Origin of the sequence: Shewanella sp. BF02_Schw, from assembly GCF_014596695.2 — a bacterium.
GTDB lineage: Bacteria > Pseudomonadota > Gammaproteobacteria > Enterobacterales > Shewanellaceae > Shewanella.
The window spans coordinates 557849-577808 of record NZ_JABKAW020000002.1 but is presented as its reverse complement, the minus strand read 5'-3'; the positions used below and the strand labels follow the sequence as shown (position 1 = coordinate 577808).

Here is a 19960-nt window from a genome sequence, read left to right as displayed (position 1 = left end):
GCTACCTATCTGCTTATTGCCTCCTTTGTTAGCTAAATCTCTTATTTAATAAATCTTTACACAAATGATAATGATTTGCATTTGCGATCTTTGTTTCATTTATGTAAAGTGCATCACATAAATGAAATTTAGTTAACGCTTATTAATAACAGGATGATGTTAAGCATGAAGTCGAGTAATTACAGTAAGTTATCGTTAGGTGCTCAAGTCGTTGCTGCAGCATTAGTATTCAGTAGCCCAGCGCTATATGCTGCAGACACCAAAAATGAAACTTGCGATAAGGATATATTGGCGAAATGTAAACCCGCGCAAACGGACGAATCAATAGAGCGAATTCGTGTTCATGGTGTGCAAAACTCGGTTTACATGTTTAATAACTCAGCCGACAAACGCCGAATGGCTGCACTTGTCGATACGCCTCAAGTGATTACCGTGTTAACTCAAGACCAAATTCAAGAGTCAGGAAATACGGACTTAAAAGACATTTTGTCAGCTCAAGCAGGTGTCACCCTTGGTACGGGTGAAAACGGTAATGCATTCGGTGATCGTTATATTATCCGTGGTCACGAAGCACGTAGCGACGTGTTTGTAGATGGACTTCGCGACCCTGGCATGACCACTCGTGAAAGTTTTGCCACCGAGCGCGTTGAAATTACCAAAGGTCCAAGTTCAACATTTGCTGGCCGTGGTTCATCAGGTGGTGCCATTAACAGTGTGACTAAAAAAGCCTCAGTAGCTTACGATTTTGGCCGTGTCGATCTGGGTATTGGTACTGACGATCACACTCGTCTAACGGTGGACTATAACTTACCGATATCAGACAAAGTGGCAGTACGCCTTAATGGTTTAGCGGCTGAAGAAGACAAGCCGGGCCGCGAAGGCATTACGAGTGAACGCCAAGGTGTTCAGTTATCGGGTGTGTATGAAGCCACCGATGCATTGTCATTTACCGCCGATGGTTACTACCTAGACGCGAAAGATGAGCCAGATTTAGGCAGTTATTTTGATCGAGATACTCGTAAGCCGCTAGAAGATATTCCTGTTTATGCTCAAGATGGTGACTTTCTAAATTCTAAGGTCACCACGTTTACCTTACGTACCGAATATGAGTTAAATGACAGCATTACGTTGTACAACGCCACACGCGTTGGACATACCGAAAATGGCTATATTACAACCGGTATGGGCGGCACAACGCGGGCCGATACCGACCCAACAGCGCCTGGTGCCAGCACCTTAACGCTTAGTACTCACCAAGGTAACCAAGATGTTGATTATGTCAGCACTCAATTCAACTTATTTTGGAACACTCAAGCACTGGGGTTTAATCACAAGTTAGTATTTGGCCTTGAATACACAGATGAAAATGTTGATAACGGCATATATAGCATCACCAACAACAATGATGGAAATTGTTTGACCAATGGTCGCGGTGGCGTATCAGAGTCTTATTGTATTATTGATGGTGACGGCAATACTGTCGATAATATCGGCCAATTAATAAATCGCAGCTATGTTGATGGTGGATCAGATGCGATATACGACATCGAAACCGTGTCGGCATACATGATGGATACGGTAGAATTAACCGATCAGTTAGCATTATTTTTTGGTTTTAGACAAGACAGCTTTGATTACAGTAACAACACCACAGGTCGTGATGGCGAAGTGGATTATGCCTATTCCGATACCATGTATAACGGCAATATTGGCTTAGTTTACGACTTATCTGAAGATGCGAATATCTACGCCAATTACAGTACTGCAACCAACATCAACGGCGGTGAGTCTGACTTAGGTGCTAACTGTGGTTACGGTGGTATTTGTGGTACACAAGAGCAAGCTGCTGAAGCCGATGCCGAAATCGTTGAAAACCTAGAGCTTGGCACCAAGTGGATGTTGTTTGACGACAAAATGATGTTTTCAGCATCAATCTTCCAAATCACTAAAAGTGATGTGATGGAAAGTGTTGGCGACAGCTACTCAACTTTGGGGACACTTAATACCGGTAAAAACCGCGTTAAAGGTATCGAGTTTGGTATGGTCGGCAATATTACTGACAAACTCAGCATACAATTCTCGGCTGCCAAAATGGATTCCGAAATTCTAGAATCTTACAATCCAGCTAATATTGGTTTAGTACTGAGTAACTTTGCTGATGAAAGCGCTTATTTGCAACTGCGTTATGAGCTAACAGAGTCATTCGTATTTGGTGGTAGTTACACTTATCAAAGTGAAATGTATGGTGGACAACCAGACACTGCAGCAGGTTATGATAGCGACAATAGCCGTTACAGCATTGTGGTGCCTAACTATCAAGTAGTTGATTTATTTGCCAGTTACAATGCCACCGAAGATTTAACTTTCCGCATAAACGTAGGTAACATATTGAACGAAGAATACTGGACGGCAGCTTATCGTTCTGGCTCATTTATGTACTTAGGTGACGCCCGTAATGCTAAATTGTCGATGACATATGAGTTTTAATTAAAGGTATTTGCATGATTGTTATTGAACAAATTCTCTCGAAACAGGATGTCGGTGCTTATCGTCAGCAACTGGCTGAATGTCCGTGGGGCGACGGTCGTAAAACCGCAATGGGGATGGCGGCGTCGGTTAAAAATAACAATCAAGCAGATGCGCAACACGCTAATGTGCGCCAACTGGCTAATCAACTACTGGCGCGTATTGGCGAAACGCCTAAAATTGTATCAGCGGCGTTACCGCATAAGATATTTCCGCCGTGCTTTAATCGTTATAGCGAAACTGAAGAGTATGGTTACCATGTCGATGCAGCCATCATGCGGATCCCCAATACCTCAGAAGTGATCCGCAGTGATGTATCCATGACGGTATTTTTGAGTGAACCCGAAGAGTATGACGGTGGTGAGTTAGTTATTGCCACTGAATTTGGCCAGCAGCACATTAAGTTACCTGCAGGATACGCCGTAGTATACCCGTCGAGTAGTTTGCATAAAGTGACCGCGGTAATTCGAGGGCAACGCATTGCAGCTATTACCTGGATGCAAAGTATGGTGGCCGATGTCACTTTACGCCAAACCTTGTATCAGCTCGATCAAAGTATTCAAAACTTGATCAAAACCAATAATACAGATCGCGCCGAGTTAGATAACCTGCATAATGTGTATCATAATTTGATCAGGCAGTTTACCCAGCTGTAATAGCTCTAATGGGCTTTGAATGACGGGGTAATAATGGTTGGTTTTGAATTGTTAGCTTGTCTTAATACCAATTAAAATCAATTGGTAAAAATAGTTAAGCGAAGGTGACTCAAAAAATGGTGACTCAAAAAAATGAGACTCAATAAAGAGACGAGGTTACAAACAGCGGTATCTTCTGTCGAATAGACGGTGACAGTACGGTTGCTAACGCGTGCTATCACCGTTAATTTTATTAACTTACCACCATTTGACCGGTATAAAGTATAAAGTTACGTAATAATATGACGCCCAATAAACTTAGACATGCTGTTCCGGCAACATAGGAAAACTTGCGTTTTGAAGTGGCGGTCATAAATAAGTTCATCGCTAATGGGGCCGACAATCCTAGTCCCATAATGCCGAACCAGAATACAAATCCCCAAAAGCCTACTCCGATAGCATTGAATGCCGCAACCTTGCTTTGGCCACCACTGAAGACCAATCCTAGGAAGAAGGTGAACATAAGGAGTATCTCGCCTAAAATCAATGGGATCTCTATTTTATGAATAAAACGTACTTCAGCACCATTGGGATTGCCTTTGAGTAACACACCACCTAATAGTGATGCAGCGGCACCTGAAGACAAACCAGAAGCTAAAAATAGTAAGGGTAATACTCCTGTATTCCACATCGGGAAGTGAGGTTGAGCCGATAATAAAAATCCGGTATAGGCACCTAGAGACATTGAGAAAATCACTAGTAAACCGGTTATACCTGCTTCATATCGCGCTAGCAGCCTGGTTAACGTACAGACGATTGATAAATGTTTTTCACAAAACTTATCAATGGTTTGTCTGAATGTTACTGCAATCCAAGCATACATAAATACTTGATATAGCATTAAGATAATCACACCCATCGACATCACCGACGTAGGATTGTAAAACACTAGAATCTTCCAAAAGTCCCAAGGTTTTGTTAAATCTAATACCAACACTCCTAAGCCTGCTAAAACGGAAATTGCCGCAATAATACAGGCAGCTATAATAAATCCAGACTGATATGCTTTCTCTTTTAAGCAAAAATGTTTCAATAAAACAGCGAAGAACATGGCGCCTGCGGATGCCCCGGCTAAAAATAGGTATATTGCAATGGGCCAGTGCCAAACCAATGTATCAAAATGAAAAGCACTCATAATATAATCTCCCCTTGTTTCGCTTTGATACGAAATATTTTAGGTCGGGTACCTAAATCTTGCTTAAAGCGCTCAGTCGGATTCGCCTTTAATAGTGCAACCAGTTCAGACTCGGGATCTTTAAGATTGCCAAACACTAATGCTTTTGTCGGACATATTTCTACACAGGCAGGTTGTTTACCCTGTTTGAGATTAGTTTCACGGCAGAAGTCACATTTGTCGGCAGCTTTAGTAACAGGATTAATAAAACGCACTTCATAAGGGCAGGCCGCAATACAGTATTGGCAACCGACACATTTATCTGCATTTACTGCAACAATACCGGTTTCTTTATTAATAAAGGCGGCCCCGGTTGGACAAACAGAAACGCAAGGTGCGTTCTCGCAATGTTCACAAGAATGTCGAGAAAAATGATAAAACTGATTAGGGTATTCTCCAAACGGCCCAGTTCTTTCAATGCTTAGTCGTGTGACACCTTCAGGTACATGATTCACTTCTCGGCATGCTTCAACACAGGCATTACAGCCAATGCATTTAGTTTCATCATGTAACAAAGCGTACTTTATGTTGTTTATAGCGGGTTCCATTTCGGCATTGGCATTATTACCACTGAGTGGATATACCGACACGCCTGCAACCAATGCGCAGGTGCTTTTAAGGAAATGCCTTCTTGAGTTTTCCATGATTACTTACCTCTGCACCGTGTGACAATTTCGGCACACATTACTGCGATCTTTTGATCCTAAGCCCATTATGGGGTCAGATTCAGGATGCAGTTTATGGCAAGATGTACAACTCACTTTTTGAGCATGTACGTTGTGAGTCCACTCTGCTTGGGATATCTTTTTAGGCGAATGGCATTTCAAACAAACGTCATTTTTAGCGTCTATTGTAATGTCGTTTTCCGCCGAAAATACCATCAGGTCATTGGGTTTTTTAGGGTGATTTCCTTGCTCACCATGGCATGAACTACAGCTCATTTTTAGCTGTGCTTGGGCATGGTGGCCTAGCATTGCACCATTGCGTTTATGGCATCTCATACATGAGTCATTGTTAATTTCCTCAGTAGAGTCAGCGCTATTTGCTCCCTGACTAATAAGGGCAAACGACAATACGCCTACACTTAACATCAGTAGCCAGTTATTCCGGGACATAATCAGTCCTCTCTACAATCATGGATTATCAAAAAATATCGGGTGAAAACAGATTGTCTTCACCCGACAGGGTCTTCATACCGGTAGGGATAGCTTTAACATTTGCATGTCGTAAGGTTTGCCTCGAACGATTTCAACTAATTTAACGTTGAATTTTTCAAACAAACTTTTTGCGTTAGCATCATCTTGTTGACTGAAATCAGAGATAACCAATTTCACTTCCGACGAGTCATGATCTATCACGACATAATCGAATCGTGTATGGTTTTCGGCTGCGGTTTGGGCATCCATTTCGAACACGGTATCGATTGGAACGTTGCAACAAACATCATATTTGCCGCCCACCATTGTTTTTAGTGATTTTAAAAAGTTAAAGCTCTGAGTATCAAAAAGCATTTTTTTGAACTTAATTGAGTGCTCTTCAGTGTCAGTTTTGAAGAACTTTATACAAGTCATAATGAAAATTACTAATATAAAGGGAACCACAATAAACAGCACAGAGTACACAAATGCATAACTTAAAAAGACTGAAGTAATCATATTATCCTCCAAGAAATCGTTTTTAATTTATTGTTTTATGAATTAAACATACGTCATTGACGTACGATCAATATTATCCTTATATTTTGGTTTTTAATTGATCGTAATCAATTAAATGATGTGCTTTTAATTTATTCGATCGTAGTTATGATTTAGGTCTTATTGTTTTTTTCTGCATTTTAAGTTGATATATATTTGAAATAAACAAAGTTGATTTGAAAGTTATTAAGTTTGAATTTGAATTTTTAAAATATTGATATGTTGAAATTTAATAAATCAATATGTGAATATCTGTTTTCTCGAAATTCTAGTTGTTTAATTGGATATTACAATACATGAAATTAGCTTTTACTAAACATTGCTCCAATCGATGGAAGCATTCTATGTGAAATAAGTAGTGTTAGAAAATTATTTTTATGATCTGGAATAAGTAATCATTGAATACTTAAAATAACATTATGAACTCTTTTGAAAAGCGTTAGAATGCTAGGTTATATACCTAAAATGGAGTATCTAAGATGAAGCCAATTGACTTAGATAAATTAGATTTATTAACACTATCTATATTAGTGAGTCTTTATGAAAATAAATCAGCGACGCATGTTTCTAGAATATTAGATGTGCCAGCTTCGAAGATAAGTCGTTGTTTACACACAGCAAGACTAATATTTGGTGATGAGCTGTTTATTAGACGGAAATACGGATTAGTCCCAAATGATTATGCGGGAAAAATTTATCCCATTGCTAAAGAAATAGTGGACTGTGCTAAAAATTTCAATCGAGTTAATAGTGCTGAACAATCGCATAATCGATACTTTGAATTAGTCATTCCTGGAATGATTGCTTATGCCTATCCGCGAGCATTGATGAAATCCATTAAAGAACATAATAAAAATATCCATATTAATGTGAGTAGCTGGAATAGTCATTCTCTGGAAAGCGTGATTAGCGATCCACACAGTATTGTGATGTGTTGCTGCAAAGGCCCTGAAGAGATCCTCTGTTTTGACCAAAAATTACAGGTTGAAGTGCTTGCGACAATGAACCGACAATACTTACTCAGCTGCAGAAAGCACCCTATATTAAAGCAAGACATCTCTCTAGAAACCATTGCTAAATACCCATATATCAATACGCTTATTGGTATCCAGGCCCCCATACTCAACCCATTCCAGGAGTATTGTCAGGCTAAGGATTTATCTCTGAATACCGAAATGACCATTACCAGCGTGTCTTCTTTATTTGATTACCTCTCAGACTGTCAGTCATTGGCAATAACACCCTACAAAGCAGTGTATGACATGTTAGATGATGACTCTGGTTTACATGCTTGCCAGTTATCTGAGTACGAATGCAATCGTCTATTTGAGGTTGTAGAGCCATTAAAATTGGTTTTAGTCACTCATCCTAGTGTTGACAATGAAGATGCAGCATGGTTAAAAAAGCAAATTCGTGAATTAACCCATGAGCTAATTTAATATAAAACGAGTTAATATGAAGGTTCGCATTATTGCCTAATGAGTGAAATTATAATAATTCCTGTATATTTAATAGAAATAGAAATAGAAATAGAAATAGAAATAGAAATAGAAATAGAAAATAGGGGGTAAGGGATCGGGAGTTTAGCTCGCTGGTATTTAGTTATTAATATTTAGTTCCTTAATATTTAGTTATTGCTTATTTTTAAAGATGTAAAATGTCATTTTTGCATCTTGAAAGAGGGGTTTTGATATCTAATTTATTAAATTAGAATGTTGGTTATACAATTTGCAAGGTTCACGTTATCATTGTTTGTGCCTATTGATATTAAGTTAATGTATCAATTTTTTTATATTTCACTAATAGATTTTATACATAATAATGAAGCCCCTCAAGATCTTAACCCACAGCATAGTTTGAAAATTCTCCATAATGATCAGTTTTCAGGGGCTTTATTCATTTATTCACGTTAAGCTAATCTTCTTGTCACTTAGCGCGTTAGCGTAATCAGTGCAGCATAAGGAGATGATGTGAGCGCAACCGAATCTATCAGTATCACTACCACTAAAACCAAATCATTTTTAGCTGGCGCGCTTGCCGTTATGCCGCTAACGATAGCGGTGATCCCTTGGGGGATTTTAGCGGGCTCGTTTGCCCTTGAAGTTGGCCTTACAGCCGTTGAAAGCCAAGCAATGTCGGCCATTATCTTTGCTGGCAGCGCCCAGTTAGTTGCGCTTGGCATGATAAAAGCCGGTATTGGTATCGGCAGTATTCTGATAACCACCTTACTAATTACTTCAAGGCATTTATTGTATGCCATGGCCATGCGTACTCATATTAGCCCGTTGCCGCTTAAATGGCGTTTAGGGCTAGGGTTTTTACTCACCGACGAACTCTTTGCTATCGCTAATCAAACTCACAGTGGTGATAAACCAGGCCAACATCAGTTTGATCGTTGGTACGCTTTGGGCGGCGGGTTAACTTTTTATGTCGGCTGGAATATTGCTACATTGCTCGGCATTGTCGCAGGGCAGTCTATCGACAACCTAGGCGAACTCGGGCTCGACTTTGCCATTGCAGCCACCTTTATTGCCATAGTGGTACCGACAGTAAAGAAGCCGTCAATATTAGTGTGCGTTTTAGTGTCGCTTACGTTAGCTGTGGTGTGCGCAGTATTCGCGATCCAAGCAGGGCTGTTAATTGCCGCTATATCGGGTATGGCTGCAGGCATGACCTACGCCAAACTGACTAATGAAGGAAGTGCAGTGGCAACCGATGTCGATTCAACTCCTAACGCTAAGGAAGATAACGCATGACCTGGCTGATTATTTTATCAATGGCAGCAGTGGTATTTGTTAGTCGGCACTTACTGCTAGAACCTAAATTGCCTATTCGGTTAAGTAAAAATACCTTAACGTTTTTAAGCTATTCAGCACCTGCGGTATTAACCGCCATATTAGCCCCTATCGTATTTGTGCCCGAAGGCCAGCTGGCTATTAGTGTGCATAATCCTTATTTAACCTGTGCGCTAGTGGCCACTGTGCTGGCTTACGTCACCCGTAATACCTTGCTCACAACCGTGCTCAGTATGGGGCTGTTTTTTATTTTGTATTAACAACATACCCTAGATTAATTTCAATCATTGTTAACTGACATTCTGTGGCGCAATAGATTAGAATAACCGCCATATTACGGACCAATTAGAGTTGAGTATGCACGTACACATTTTAGGTATTTGTGGCACTTTTATGGGCGGTTTAGCCCTACTTGCCCGCGCAATGGGCCACAAAGTTACCGGCAGCGATGCCAACGTTTACCCGCCGATGAGCACCCAGCTTGAGCAACAAGGTATTGAGCTAATCCAGGGGTTTGATCCGGCTCAATTAGGCAAAGAAGGCGACAACCAACCAGACTTAGTGGTTATTGGTAACGCCATGAGCCGCGGTAATCCGTGTGTAGAAGCAGTATTAAATCGCGGCATAAAATACACTTCTGGGCCGCAGTTTTTGGCTGAATATATTTTGCAAGACCGTTGGGTATTGGCGGTAGCGGGTACACACGGTAAAACTTCTACTTCAAGCATGCTTGCGTGGGTTTTAGAGTACTGCGGCTACGAGCCGGGTTTTTTAATTGGCGGCGTACCGCAAAATTTCGGTGTGTCAGCACGTTTAGGTAACTCAGTGTTTTTTGTTGTCGAAGCCGACGAATACGACAGTGCCTTTTTTGATAAACGCTCTAAGTTTGTTCATTACCATCCTCGCACTTTAGTGATCAATAACCTTGAATTTGATCATGCCGATATTTTTGCCGATTTAGCGGCGATCCAACGCCAGTTTAATCATGTTATTCGTACAGTGCCGGGCGAGGGTAAAGTGATTTGGCCTAGCGACGTTGAAGCCGTACAACAAGTGATTGATATGGGCTGTTGGAGCGAGCAAGAAATTTATTCTAAAGCCACAAGCTTAGCCAGCGATTCAGCTCAACAAGGTGAACCAAGTGCTTGGCAGTCGCGTACTATTGCCGACGATGGCCATGAATTTGAAGTGCTGTTTAAGGGCGAGTCGCAAGGAGTATTAAACTGGGCATTAATAGGTCAGCATAATATTGAAAATGCCATAATGGCAATAGCGGCTGCTCGTCATGTGGGCGTAGCGCCAGGTCATGCTATTGAGGCGTTGGCACAATTTAGTCCACCAAAGCGTCGTTTAGAGCTATTAGCGACTGTGAATGGTGTGTGTGTGTATGACGATTTTGCTCATCATCCAACCGCTATAGCCACTACATTGCAAGGGTTACGGGCTAAAGTTGCATCTAGTGACAATCCTAATGGCAACATTATTGTGGTGCTAGAGCCGCGCTCAAACACCATGAAAAGTGGAGTACATAAAGATACTCTCGCCAACTCGATGGCATTAGCCGATGTAGGTTATCTATATCAAGCGGATAATATTGGTTGGGACATTCATGCCAGTATGGCTAACGCGCCAATTCCAGTGACTGTGTTTAACAACATTGAAGATATTATTAGCACTGTCGCCACCACAGCAAACCAAGGTGATACCGTGGTCATCATGAGTAATGGTGGCTTTAATGGGATTCACCAGAAAATTATTAAGGCTTTAGCGTAAGGCTTTCGCCGACAGAGGGTACAACATGGCCTACGCCAAAAAAGCTAAAGCAATTAGTCTTGCCTGGACGGGGGCATCTGGCGCTCCTTATGGCATTAAGCTGCTGGAATGTTTGTTAGCGGCCGATTACCAAGTTTTTTTAATGATATCCAGTGCAGCGCGGGTGGTATTAGCCACCGAACATGGCTTGCAACTGAGCGCAAATCCACAAAAAGCCAAAGAGCAATTAATTGAACAGCTGCATAATTCCGATGAGCCATTAAAAGGTGAGCTAGTCGTATTAGGCAAAGATGAATGGTTTTCGCCGCCAGCATCAGGCAGTGCTGCGCCTAAGCAAATGGTGGTTTGTCCGTGCTCAACTGGCACATTAGCCGCTATCGCGACAGGCATGAGTAATAATTTGCTCGAAAGAGCAGCAGACGTAGTATTAAAAGAGCGCGGGCAGTTAATCCTTGTTCCGCGTGAAACTCCGTTTAGTGCCATACACTTAGAACATATGTTAAGCCTTACGCGCAACGGTGCGACCATCATGCCAGCAGCCCCAGGCTTTTATCATAATCCCAAATCGGTTGAAGATCTGGTAAACTTCATGGTTTCCCGAATACTTGATCATTTGGGCATTGAACACGACTTAACGAGTCGCTGGGGATACGGACGTACTCAGTCACACGACATCGACAATTGAGAGATTTATGAAGCACACCATTGAAATGATGATTTCAGAACAAGAAATCAATAAAACCCTAGACCAGCTAGCAGAACGTATTAATGCTCATTACGCCGACAGTGAACGCTTATTAATGGTTGGCTTATTAAAAGGTTCTGTCGTGTTTATGGCCGATTTGTGTCGCCGTATCAAAGGCCATGTTGAAATCGATTTTATGTCAGTATCAAGCTATGGTAATACCATGAACAGCTCGCGTGATGTGAAAGTGCTTAAAGATGTACAATCTGACATCGCCGGCCGTGACGTATTAATCGTTGAAGACTTAATCGACTCAGGTAACACCTTAAACAAAGTGCGCGAGATGTTATTACTCCGTGAGCCAAAAAGCTTAGCGCTTTGTACATTATTAGATAAACCAGAGCGCCGTGAAGTCGATGTTTATGTCGACTTTATTGGTATTACCATCCCAGACGAGTTTATTGTGGGTTACGGTATCGACTATGCAGAGCAGTATCGCAACTTGCCTTACATCGCTAAAGTGGTTCCATTAGATTAATGAGATTTGTATACACTCCCGCTACACAGGCGGGAGTTTTGTTTTGGGCGTCAGAATATTTCAGCGTCTTTCTCATCTACATTACGTCATAAGCAGCACGTAATAAAAAGTGTTTAATTCGCAATTCATGGATTAGAGGTATGACAATGAGTAACACCAACAATGCATTGGTGATCGAAAACCTTAAAAAAACCTATAAAGGTGGCGTAGAAGCCGTTAAGTCGATCAGTTTGACGGTAAAGCAAGGTGACTTTTTTGCCCTGCTTGGCCCTAATGGTGCGGGTAAATCTACCACCATCGGCATTATCAGCTCATTGGTACAGAAAACCGCAGGTACAGTGTCGGTATTTGGTTTTGATATTGATAAGCAGCTCGAACATGCCAAGTTATGCATCGGGTTAGTGCCGCAAGAATTTAACTTTAACCAGTTTGAAACCGTGCAACAAATAGTGGTTAACCAAGCGGGTTATTATGGCGTACCAAAAGCGGTTGCATTAGAGCGTGCTGAAAAGTACCTCACCCAACTTGATTTATGGCAAAAGCGTCACGCCCAAGCCCGCGAACTGTCTGGCGGTATGAAACGCCGTTTAATGATTGCCCGTGCGTTAATGCACGAACCTAAATTATTGATTTTAGATGAGCCAACAGCTGGGGTCGACATTGAACTGCGCCGTTCAATGTGGGAATTTTTAAAACAAATCAACAAGCAAGGTGTGACCATTATTTTAACCACCCACTACCTTGAAGAAGCTGAAATGTTGTGTCGCACCATTGGTATTATCGATACCGGTTTGCTGGTGGAATGCACCACCATGAAGGCATTATTGAGTAAGCTAGATGTTGAAACCTTTATTTTCGATTTACGACACGATCTCGACGTAGCACCAATGCTCACCAATATGAATTGCTGCTTAACTGACGCACATACCTTAGAAGTCGATGTGGCCAAATCGAACAATATCAATGAATTATTTACTCAGTTAACAGCAGCCAATATCGAAGTATTGTCGATGCGCAACAAAGCTAACCGCTTAGAAGAATTATTTGTAGAGCTGGTAGAAAAAGCCAAGGAGTCAAAATAATGAACAGTCTGTATTTTGTGGCTTTTAAAAGTATTTTAACCAAAGAAATTAATCGCTTCACCCGTATTTGGATCCAAACACTAGTGCCGCCAGCCATTACCATGACGTTATACTTTTTAATTTTTGGTAATTTAGTTGGTAGCCGTATCGGAGAAATGGGCGGCGTTACCTACATGGAGTTTATCGCGCCAGGTTTAATCATGATGTCGGTGATAACCAGCTCATATTCTAATGTAGCCTCATCGTTTTACAGCGCCAAGTTTCAACGCAACATTGAAGAAATTATGGTGGCCCCAGTGCCACATTACGTGATGATAGCCGGTTACGTCGGTGGCGGCGTCGCTCGTGGTCTAAGTGTTGGTTTAATTGTTACCACAGTGGCGATGTTGTTTGTTGATATCTCGTTACATCATGTTGGCTTGGTCGTGCTAACCATGTTTTTAACCTCTGTGTTATTTTCACTTGGCGGGTTAATTAATGCGGTATTTGCCAAAAGCTTTGACGACATCAGTATTATTCCAACATTCATTCTCACACCATTAACCTACTTAGGTGGAGTATTTTACTCGTTATCGTTATTGCCACCTTTTTGGCAAGGTGTATCGGGCTTAAACCCAGTTGTGTATATGATCAACGTATTCCGCTATGGCTTTTTAGGTTTTGCTGACTTAAGTGTACCGTTATCGATTGCCATAATGGTTGGTTTTTGTGTCAGCTTATGGACACTGGCTTATTATTTAATATCGCGTGGAATTGGTTTGCGTAGCTAAGTCTCATAGGCGGTAAGCCGCAGCCAAAGCGGTTGTTATCATCTCAGTGTAAAAGGGCTCGTAAGAGTCCTTTTTTATGGGCGTTATTTAACAGGGGTTTACTCAATAGGCTTGACCTCGGACTAAGTAATTATTACTGCTAACTATAATCCATTGGGCTTTGTACACCGGTTTGGTGTAAACCAGCTACATGAGTATAAATTTGGGTCGTTTTTACATCGGTATGGCCTAATAGCTCCTGTACCGTTCTAATGTCGTGCCCACGCCTAAGTAAGTTTGTCGCAAAAGAATGCCTAAAAGTATGGGCGGTAATGCGTTTAGTGATAGTCGCTTTCTGAACTGCTTTTTTAAATGCCTTTCTAAATGTTGTTGGATCAATGTGGTGTCGACACAGATACCCATTAATTGGATGTGACACACAGTGAATCGAAGGAAAAAGAACTCTCTCCAAAGCAATGAAAACGAGATATGTTACTTATTTAAATGATGGGTGGAATTTTTTTATGATGGGAGGGAAGTCATCGCTTCATTATTAAGACAGGCATTCAAAAATTAGAACCAATTGGTTACTGGTATGGTGTTGCTATCCTGACGCATGGGGGAGTTCAAAACACAACAATATCGATTAGCCTACACTGATATGTTCGGTAATACCGTTTCAGCTCGTATCTTTAAATGAATTCCTTTGCTATATTTTATTGTAAGTAAAGTAGCGCTTTGATTTATTTCTGGAGGGGGTATGGCGAGATCACTTGTACTGTTTATTGTCTTTAGTCTAATACCCATATTTTCTGTCTATGGAAAAGAATTGAAACTTGCTGTGGTACCTAAATTTAATAGTGTTTTTTTTGAGCAAAGTAAAGCTGGTTGTATAGATGCCGCCGCTCAAATAAAAGGCGTGGAATGCATATATCGAGGACCAGATATAAGTAATGTTAGGATGCAAGATCAGGTAATAAATCAATTGATTGATGAAGGTGTCGATGGTATCGCGGTAGCCGTTACACAGTCTAAATATCTCGTTAACAATAGCCTGAAGAGAGCTAAAGAAGCAGGCATACCGATTATTACCTATGACTCTGATTTTGATGCTTCAATCAACGAAGACCCTAATAATATACGTCTAGCCTATATAGGCACTGATAATTTTGAATTGGGTAAATCATTAGGTGAAGAGTTAAAAAAACTTCGGCCCAATGGGGGAACGCTAATAATGCAATCTGGGCGACCAGATTCTCCCAATCTGAATTTAAGACTTATGGGTGTTCGTTCCGCATTATCGGGGAAAAAATACGATACACCTCCTGGCGAATTGCTTAATAACGACTCGGGCTGGACTGAAGTTAGAGAACCTTTTTTTAATTTTGATCAGCTGGATCAATCTGTTAATCAAATGGAGTCTGTAATGAAAGGTAAACCTGTAAAAGCAGATTCCTTTATTACTGTTGGTGGTTGGGCACAAAATGATCAAGCACTTTACCGTAAAATGATTGCCCCGTACCAGGCAAAAATTAATAACAACAAGGTCATCATTATTATTACTGATACATCTTCTGAACAATTAACTATGTTGGAAGATCAACTTGCTCATATCAATATTGGTCAAAACCCATATGAAATGGGAAGACAAGCCATTTTGACACTTTATAAGATTGTAACAGAACAAAAATATGAGAAAACAATTTACACTCCTATCACAGTTTGCACACCAGAGAATGTTGATACCTGTAACAAGAGTGCGGGATTGTAATCATATTTAATGTCGCTTGAAATAGAATTAACATAAAATTAACATAGCCACCCAAAGTTGTCGTCTAAACAATTAGCAATTAACAATGAAAAACGCTTTAATTACCCTTTGAAAAGGGTAATTAAAGATGGCCAGGCCAAGACAAACCATTGTTAGCTTAAATGACACGCCTTTTCCCTGTATATAGAAAGTTGCCACTGTTGCTCGCGTTTAGTACGTAATGCTTTTCTTTGCGGGATTGATAATTCGACAGGTCAAAACGTTGAGCATCGCCGAGAATGGGGTTATTCACATATTTTTATACTGATTTTCTGCTTATTAAGCACGCTATTTGTTAGACCAAAATTTTGATAGCAAGATTAGTTGTAAATAATGTGTGTTGCTGATAATAATCGATCTCACATATGAAAGGTGGTTCAATTACACTCCAATCTTATAAAAAGCCTGAATGGAAGAATGAGTATGCCACACCAAGATCAGAGCCTTACCATTAAAATGGCGGCTCCTTTTTGTATATTATTAATAGTGATATTACTGACACAGGTTGTTGGTGTGTATGTCAGCAATAACTTTTTAGCTTCAGGAGGGGTTAAAGGTTATTGGATTATAAGTCGATTAATCTTTCCATTTGTTCTCGTTTTATTGCTGGCCATACCGTTAAAACAATTGTACTTCTCTAAACCAACAATTAATCGTGAAAACCTGCTACTTATGGCTGCGTTTTTGGGTCTTTTGCTTTGTTTATTCGTTTATCTACAATTTTTTGCCGCAGATTATTTATCTCATTATCGTCATGGCAGTTCTTTAGAGGGGCTAAGAGAGGCAGGGAAGTTTCAACGTTTTTTAATTTTTACCGTATCGACTATCATTGGCTGGGAGGTGCTTCACCGAGGATTTTTATTGGGTGGTGGCCAATATTGTTTAACTCAGCATTACAAAATCAACCCGACGGCGGCGGCTGTGATAATGACCCTTATTGTCTGCATCTTTGAAGTATTATTCCACATAAAAAAACCGATTTACGAAGCTATAGGTATGATTTTTGCCTCGCCATTATTGTCTTATTTAACCATTAAGACGCGCAGTTTATGGCCTGCATTAACGTTTCATTTATTGATTGAGTTAGCATTTGGCTTTTCCGCTTTCTATTATTCGGTCTATTAATTACTGCATTTATAAACTTGGCCAAAATCAATATAAAATCACTATGGCCACCCAAGAGTGTTGATGGACACTGGCTTACTATTTGATATCGGACAGAATTGGTTTGTGTAGCTAAGCTGTTTTTAGATCGTAGCAAGTCAGTGATAGCAAGTGATAGTGAATAAAATGAATCTTTTGCGGCATTACCAAATTCTGTAGTGATTAATCACTATGCCAAAACACATCTTCTAAGTATAACCTAGAAAAGTAAGCTTACATGCCATACACGCGCATCTAATTTGTTTTATGTCTCTTTACTGTAAGTAGGGCATTTGTGCAAATCAAGAAAGGTAACGTAAATGCACATCGCTATTGGATGATAATAAACTACTCTTTAACTTGTTCAGCAATTACCCTTAGATTGTATCTACCATCATTTTCGTGGTTATTTAATGTAGACTTTATAACGTCTTATATTGCAATTTCTTGGGTTGCCTGGGTTCCAAATGTATTAGTAGCACAATTATATTTACTAAAAACCAAACGTGTTAATTATGCCGTTCAACGTCCTATTGATAATACATTAAGTACATAGAGCAAAGTGTAAACAGCTCCTAAACCCAACCAATAAGCCAGAAATAGCTTGATTAATTTGGTTAATCAGCTTGGTTAACCACCAGCCCCCTTGGGGCACTTATTGCAAGTCGGACGTGAGAAACTTATGAAGCAAAATAGTGCTATTAAAATTGCCTTTTGGCGAGGCGTGCTAATTGCTCCGCTTGCAGTACTGCCTGCAACACTTATTTGGGCTTTAATTGCCGTGGTTAATCAATTTACTGTTCAAAACTTAATTGATGCGATTTTTAATGTAATATTTATCAGTTTGTGGGGCATTTGCGTTGCTTATGTTATTACCGCGACATATGGCAGCTTAGCCTGGTATGCGCTTTGGCGTTATAACGTGCTGTCGTTGGGCTCATTATTATTGGCAGTTGTTATTCCTTGTGCGATAACGGCGATCATTACGACCGATATTTTGTTTTCGTTAATGGTCACATATTATTCATTAGCCGTGGCATTTTCGTTTTGGTTTGTTGGTATTCGAAATATTAAAGAGTGATAACGGCATCGTATGTTTTCGGTTTTGGGACGATGTGAAAATTAATATCAAAATCGTACATCTGTTTTACGCCTTATGGCAGATAAAAGGAGTTTATTTTGCGCTTGATTCATTGGATTTACTTAACAATTGTTATAGTTTCAACTTTTTCGGCAAGTTCATCTGCCACAGTTGCAGTTGAGATATTGCCTATGCGCGACAGAGCTGAGTTTATTGACCGCATACTGGCTAAGCGGGTAGAGCTATTATTACCCAAGTTGATGAATGAACATAAGCTCGATATGTGGGTAATCATTAGTCGTGAATACAATGAAGACCCTGTTATTAAAACGCTATTACCTGCTACATGGATATCTGCTCGCCGCACAACAATACTGGTATTTGCTCGTAAAGGTGACGGCAGTGTTGATGCTTATGCAATCGCGCCTTATAACGTTGGTAATGTTTTCGAAAAAGCGTGGGATAAATCAAAACAACCCAATCAATGGTTGGCTCTTAATGAGTTAATTGAAAGCTATCAACCCAATACCATAGGTGTTAATCAATCGGAACATTGGGCTCACGCCGATGGACTAGTCGCAACAGATAAAGAAAATTTGTTAGCGCATTTACCCGAAAAATATAAAACAAAAATAGTTTCAGCTGAACTCGTCGCCGTAGGATGGTTGGAGCAACGAATACCTGAAGAAATTGCCGTTTATAAAGATATCGTAAAATTGGCTCATGCAATTATTGCTGAAGCATTTTCTAACCAAGTCATTATCCCTGGGGAAACAACGACTGATGATGTGGTTTGGTGGCTACGAGAGCGTATCGTTGAGCTCAAGTTACAAACTTGGTTTCATCCAAGTGTATCAATTCAGCGTAGTGATGATGTTGCCTTAGCGCGCGAGTCGAGTGTTACCCATGACAATGATAAGCAAATTATTTTACCGGGCGATCTACTGCATGTTGATTTTGGCATAACCTATTTACGTTTAAATACGGATACGCAGCAGCATGCTTATGTACTCAAGCCAGGCGAAAGCGAAGCACCACAATATTTACAACAGGCGCTGTTATCAGGCAATAAACTACAAGATGTATTTACCGGACAATTTGCTGAAGGTCTTACTGGTAACCAAGTATTAAAACGCTCTCGTGAACGTGCAATTTTACAAGGATTAACGCCCACAATTTATACTCACCCGCTGGGTTATCATGGCCATGCCGCAGGTACGACACTGGGAATGTGGGATTCGCAAGACGGGGTTCCTGGTGATGGTGACTACCCATTACACCTCAATACGGCCTATTCAATTGAGCTTAACAATGCCGTTTATATTGAGCCGTGGAAAAAAGAAATCAGAATTATGTTAGAAGAAGATGCCATTTTTGACGGATCGGGAGTGTGGTATTTAAATGGCAGACAAACAGCTTTTTTACTGATTAAATCTCAGTCTCGCTGAGCTTTATAGATTAAAACTTGTTTGGGAAAAATAGTTACTCTTTTATACAACAATGGTGCGCGAGTGTTGGGGCAAGGTCTCCTGTTAGGTGTATTCAACGAACCAAGTTACTCATTCTTTAGGTTCTATTTCGTTCCACATTTTAGTACGTTATGATTCATCGCTTAAAACAGCGTAAAGCAAACAAGGAAGTTGTATATGTCAGGAAGCAAAGTCTACTCACCCGTTCAAGCTAGTCTAGGCGCATTTTTAGGAGGGCCAATAGCTTCAGTTTTTTTCATAAAACAGAACTTTGTCGTCTTGAATGATGATGAAGCCGTTAAAAAAACGAATCGCTATGGTGCTTTGGTTATTACATTTTTCATCTCAATTTTACCTTTTTTGCCAGAAAACTTTCCAAATATGATCATTCCTATAATCACGATTATTTCTACGAGACTGTTAGTTGAAAAGTTTCAATTTACAAAAGAAGTCATCTCCAATAACGATGATTTAGATTTTCATTCTAACTGGCGAGTACTTTTTGTCAGCTTGATAAGTCTGGTTGTTTTTATGATTATTGGCGTTAGCCTGCTGTTGGCGTTAGACTTTTTGGGTGTTGAAAGTCTGCTGTAAACTTCACGACTTCACGACTTTACTATGGGTAATTTTTTGAAAATGAAGTCAGCTTTCAAAGATAGTGATGTCAGGTTTTATTTTTTTAATAAAAACGAAAAATTGAGCAAATGAACTTAATCTACGCTATTTCGAACTAGCATGATTTAATT

At 40.2% G+C, this 19960-nt stretch carries 20 protein-coding genes; 15 read left to right on the top strand and 5 right to left on the bottom strand.

Annotated features, from left to right (window positions below; genetic code table 11):
- Nucleotides 1-165: 165 nt before the first annotated feature.
- Together HNW13_RS10935 and HNW13_RS10930 are read left to right on the top strand one after the other, a co-directional pair.
- Nucleotides 166-2487 (top strand): TonB-dependent receptor, encoded by a 2322-nt coding sequence (locus HNW13_RS10935; RefSeq protein WP_192115462.1) that lies wholly within the window; start codon nt 166-168, stop codon nt 2485-2487.
- 14 nt (nt 2488-2501) lie between these two features.
- Complete coding sequence (locus HNW13_RS10930; protein WP_192115463.1) at nt 2502-3182, top strand: Fe2+-dependent dioxygenase; 681 nt, start codon at nt 2502-2504, stop codon at nt 3180-3182.
- Between the two features lie 232 nt (nt 3183-3414).
- On the opposite strand, the gene nrfD is transcribed toward HNW13_RS10930, so the two are convergent.
- The 4 genes from nrfD to HNW13_RS10910 form a co-directional block, all read right to left on the bottom strand.
- Nucleotides 3415-4356, bottom strand: coding sequence for an NrfD/PsrC family molybdoenzyme membrane anchor subunit (nrfD, locus tag HNW13_RS10925; protein ID WP_192115464.1), 942 nt, complete (start codon nt 4354-4356; stop codon nt 3415-3417).
- Complete coding sequence (locus HNW13_RS10920) at nt 4353-5039, bottom strand: 4Fe-4S dicluster domain-containing protein (protein ID WP_101086127.1); 687 nt, start codon at nt 5037-5039, stop codon at nt 4353-4355. The genes nrfD and HNW13_RS10920 overlap by 4 nt, the downstream gene beginning before the upstream one ends.
- Before the next feature lie 6 nt (nt 5040-5045).
- The gene (locus HNW13_RS10915) at nt 5046-5510 is read right to left on the bottom strand and encodes a cytochrome c3 family protein (RefSeq protein ID WP_192115465.1); all 465 of its coding nucleotides are present in this window, start codon (nt 5508-5510) and stop codon (nt 5046-5048) included.
- Nucleotides 5511-5585: 75 nt separating this feature from the next.
- On the bottom strand, nt 5586-6050 hold the full coding sequence (locus HNW13_RS10910) for a hypothetical protein (RefSeq protein WP_101086125.1): 465 nt from the start codon (nt 6048-6050) through the stop codon (nt 5586-5588).
- Nucleotides 6051-6568: 518 nt separating this feature from the next.
- Between HNW13_RS10910 and HNW13_RS10905 the strand changes: the two genes are divergently transcribed.
- From HNW13_RS10905 to HNW13_RS10870, 8 genes are all read left to right on the top strand, one after another.
- Nucleotides 6569-7528 carry a LysR family transcriptional regulator gene (locus tag HNW13_RS10905; RefSeq protein ID WP_101086124.1) on the top strand — a complete coding sequence of 320 codons (960 nt, stop codon included), beginning with the start codon at nt 6569-6571 and terminating at the stop codon, nt 7526-7528.
- A gap of 531 nt (nt 7529-8059) precedes the next feature.
- Nucleotides 8060-8845 carry an AzlC family ABC transporter permease gene (locus tag HNW13_RS10900; protein WP_162022308.1) on the top strand — a complete coding sequence of 262 codons (786 nt, stop codon included), beginning with the start codon at nt 8060-8062 and terminating at the stop codon, nt 8843-8845.
- Entirely contained in the window at nt 8842-9144 is a 303-nt protein-coding gene (locus HNW13_RS10895; RefSeq protein ID WP_059746143.1) for an AzlD domain-containing protein, read from the top strand. The genes HNW13_RS10900 and HNW13_RS10895 overlap by 4 nt, the downstream gene beginning before the upstream one ends.
- A 97-nt stretch (nt 9145-9241) precedes the next feature.
- Nucleotides 9242-10657, top strand: a complete 1416-nt coding sequence (gene mpl, locus HNW13_RS10890; protein ID WP_192115466.1) for a UDP-N-acetylmuramate:L-alanyl-gamma-D-glutamyl-meso-diaminopimelate ligase — start codon at nt 9242-9244, stop codon at nt 10655-10657.
- Nucleotides 10658-10682: 25 nt separating this feature from the next.
- Entirely contained in the window at nt 10683-11342 is a 660-nt protein-coding gene (locus tag HNW13_RS10885) for a flavin prenyltransferase UbiX (RefSeq protein ID WP_182745345.1), read from the top strand.
- A 7-nt stretch (nt 11343-11349) separates the two neighbouring features.
- Nucleotides 11350-11880: a hypoxanthine phosphoribosyltransferase gene (gene hpt / locus HNW13_RS10880; RefSeq protein WP_011638672.1), complete on the top strand. Its 531-nt coding sequence runs from the start codon at nt 11350-11352 to the stop codon at nt 11878-11880.
- Nucleotides 11881-12026: 146 nt separating this feature from the next.
- Nucleotides 12027-12962 carry an ABC transporter ATP-binding protein gene (locus HNW13_RS10875; protein ID WP_192115467.1) on the top strand — a complete coding sequence of 312 codons (936 nt, stop codon included), beginning with the start codon at nt 12027-12029 and terminating at the stop codon, nt 12960-12962.
- Entirely contained in the window at nt 12962-13732 is a 771-nt protein-coding gene (locus HNW13_RS10870; RefSeq protein ID WP_101086119.1) for an ABC transporter permease, read from the top strand. The genes HNW13_RS10875 and HNW13_RS10870 overlap by 1 nt, the downstream gene beginning before the upstream one ends.
- A 139-nt stretch (nt 13733-13871) precedes the next feature.
- Here HNW13_RS10870 and HNW13_RS10865 read toward each other — a convergent pair whose 3' ends face one another.
- On the bottom strand, nt 13872-14150 hold the full coding sequence (locus HNW13_RS10865) for a tyrosine-type recombinase/integrase (RefSeq protein ID WP_347813084.1): 279 nt from the start codon (nt 14148-14150) through the stop codon (nt 13872-13874).
- A 321-nt stretch (nt 14151-14471) separates the two neighbouring features.
- Here HNW13_RS10865 and HNW13_RS10860 point away from each other — a divergent pair, with 321 nt between their 5' ends.
- The 5 genes from HNW13_RS10860 (at nt 14472) to HNW13_RS10835 (ending at nt 19808) form a co-directional block, all read left to right on the top strand.
- Nucleotides 14472-15482: a substrate-binding domain-containing protein gene (locus tag HNW13_RS10860; RefSeq protein WP_192115468.1), complete on the top strand. Its 1011-nt coding sequence runs from the start codon at nt 14472-14474 to the stop codon at nt 15480-15482.
- 462 nt (nt 15483-15944) lie between these two features.
- Nucleotides 15945-16646: a CPBP family glutamic-type intramembrane protease gene (locus HNW13_RS10855; RefSeq protein ID WP_192115469.1), complete on the top strand. Its 702-nt coding sequence runs from the start codon at nt 15945-15947 to the stop codon at nt 16644-16646.
- 700 nt (nt 16647-17346) lie between these two features.
- Nucleotides 17347-17745, top strand: coding sequence for a hypothetical protein (locus HNW13_RS10845; protein ID WP_192115471.1), 399 nt, complete (start codon nt 17347-17349; stop codon nt 17743-17745).
- A 128-nt stretch (nt 17746-17873) separates the two neighbouring features.
- Nucleotides 17874-19193 carry a M24 family metallopeptidase gene (locus HNW13_RS10840; RefSeq protein WP_347813087.1) on the top strand — a complete coding sequence of 440 codons (1320 nt, stop codon included), beginning with the start codon at nt 17874-17876 and terminating at the stop codon, nt 19191-19193.
- Between the two features lie 198 nt (nt 19194-19391).
- On the top strand, nt 19392-19808 hold the full coding sequence (locus HNW13_RS10835; protein ID WP_192115472.1) for a hypothetical protein: 417 nt from the start codon (nt 19392-19394) through the stop codon (nt 19806-19808).
- Nucleotides 19809-19960 lie beyond the last annotated feature (152 nt).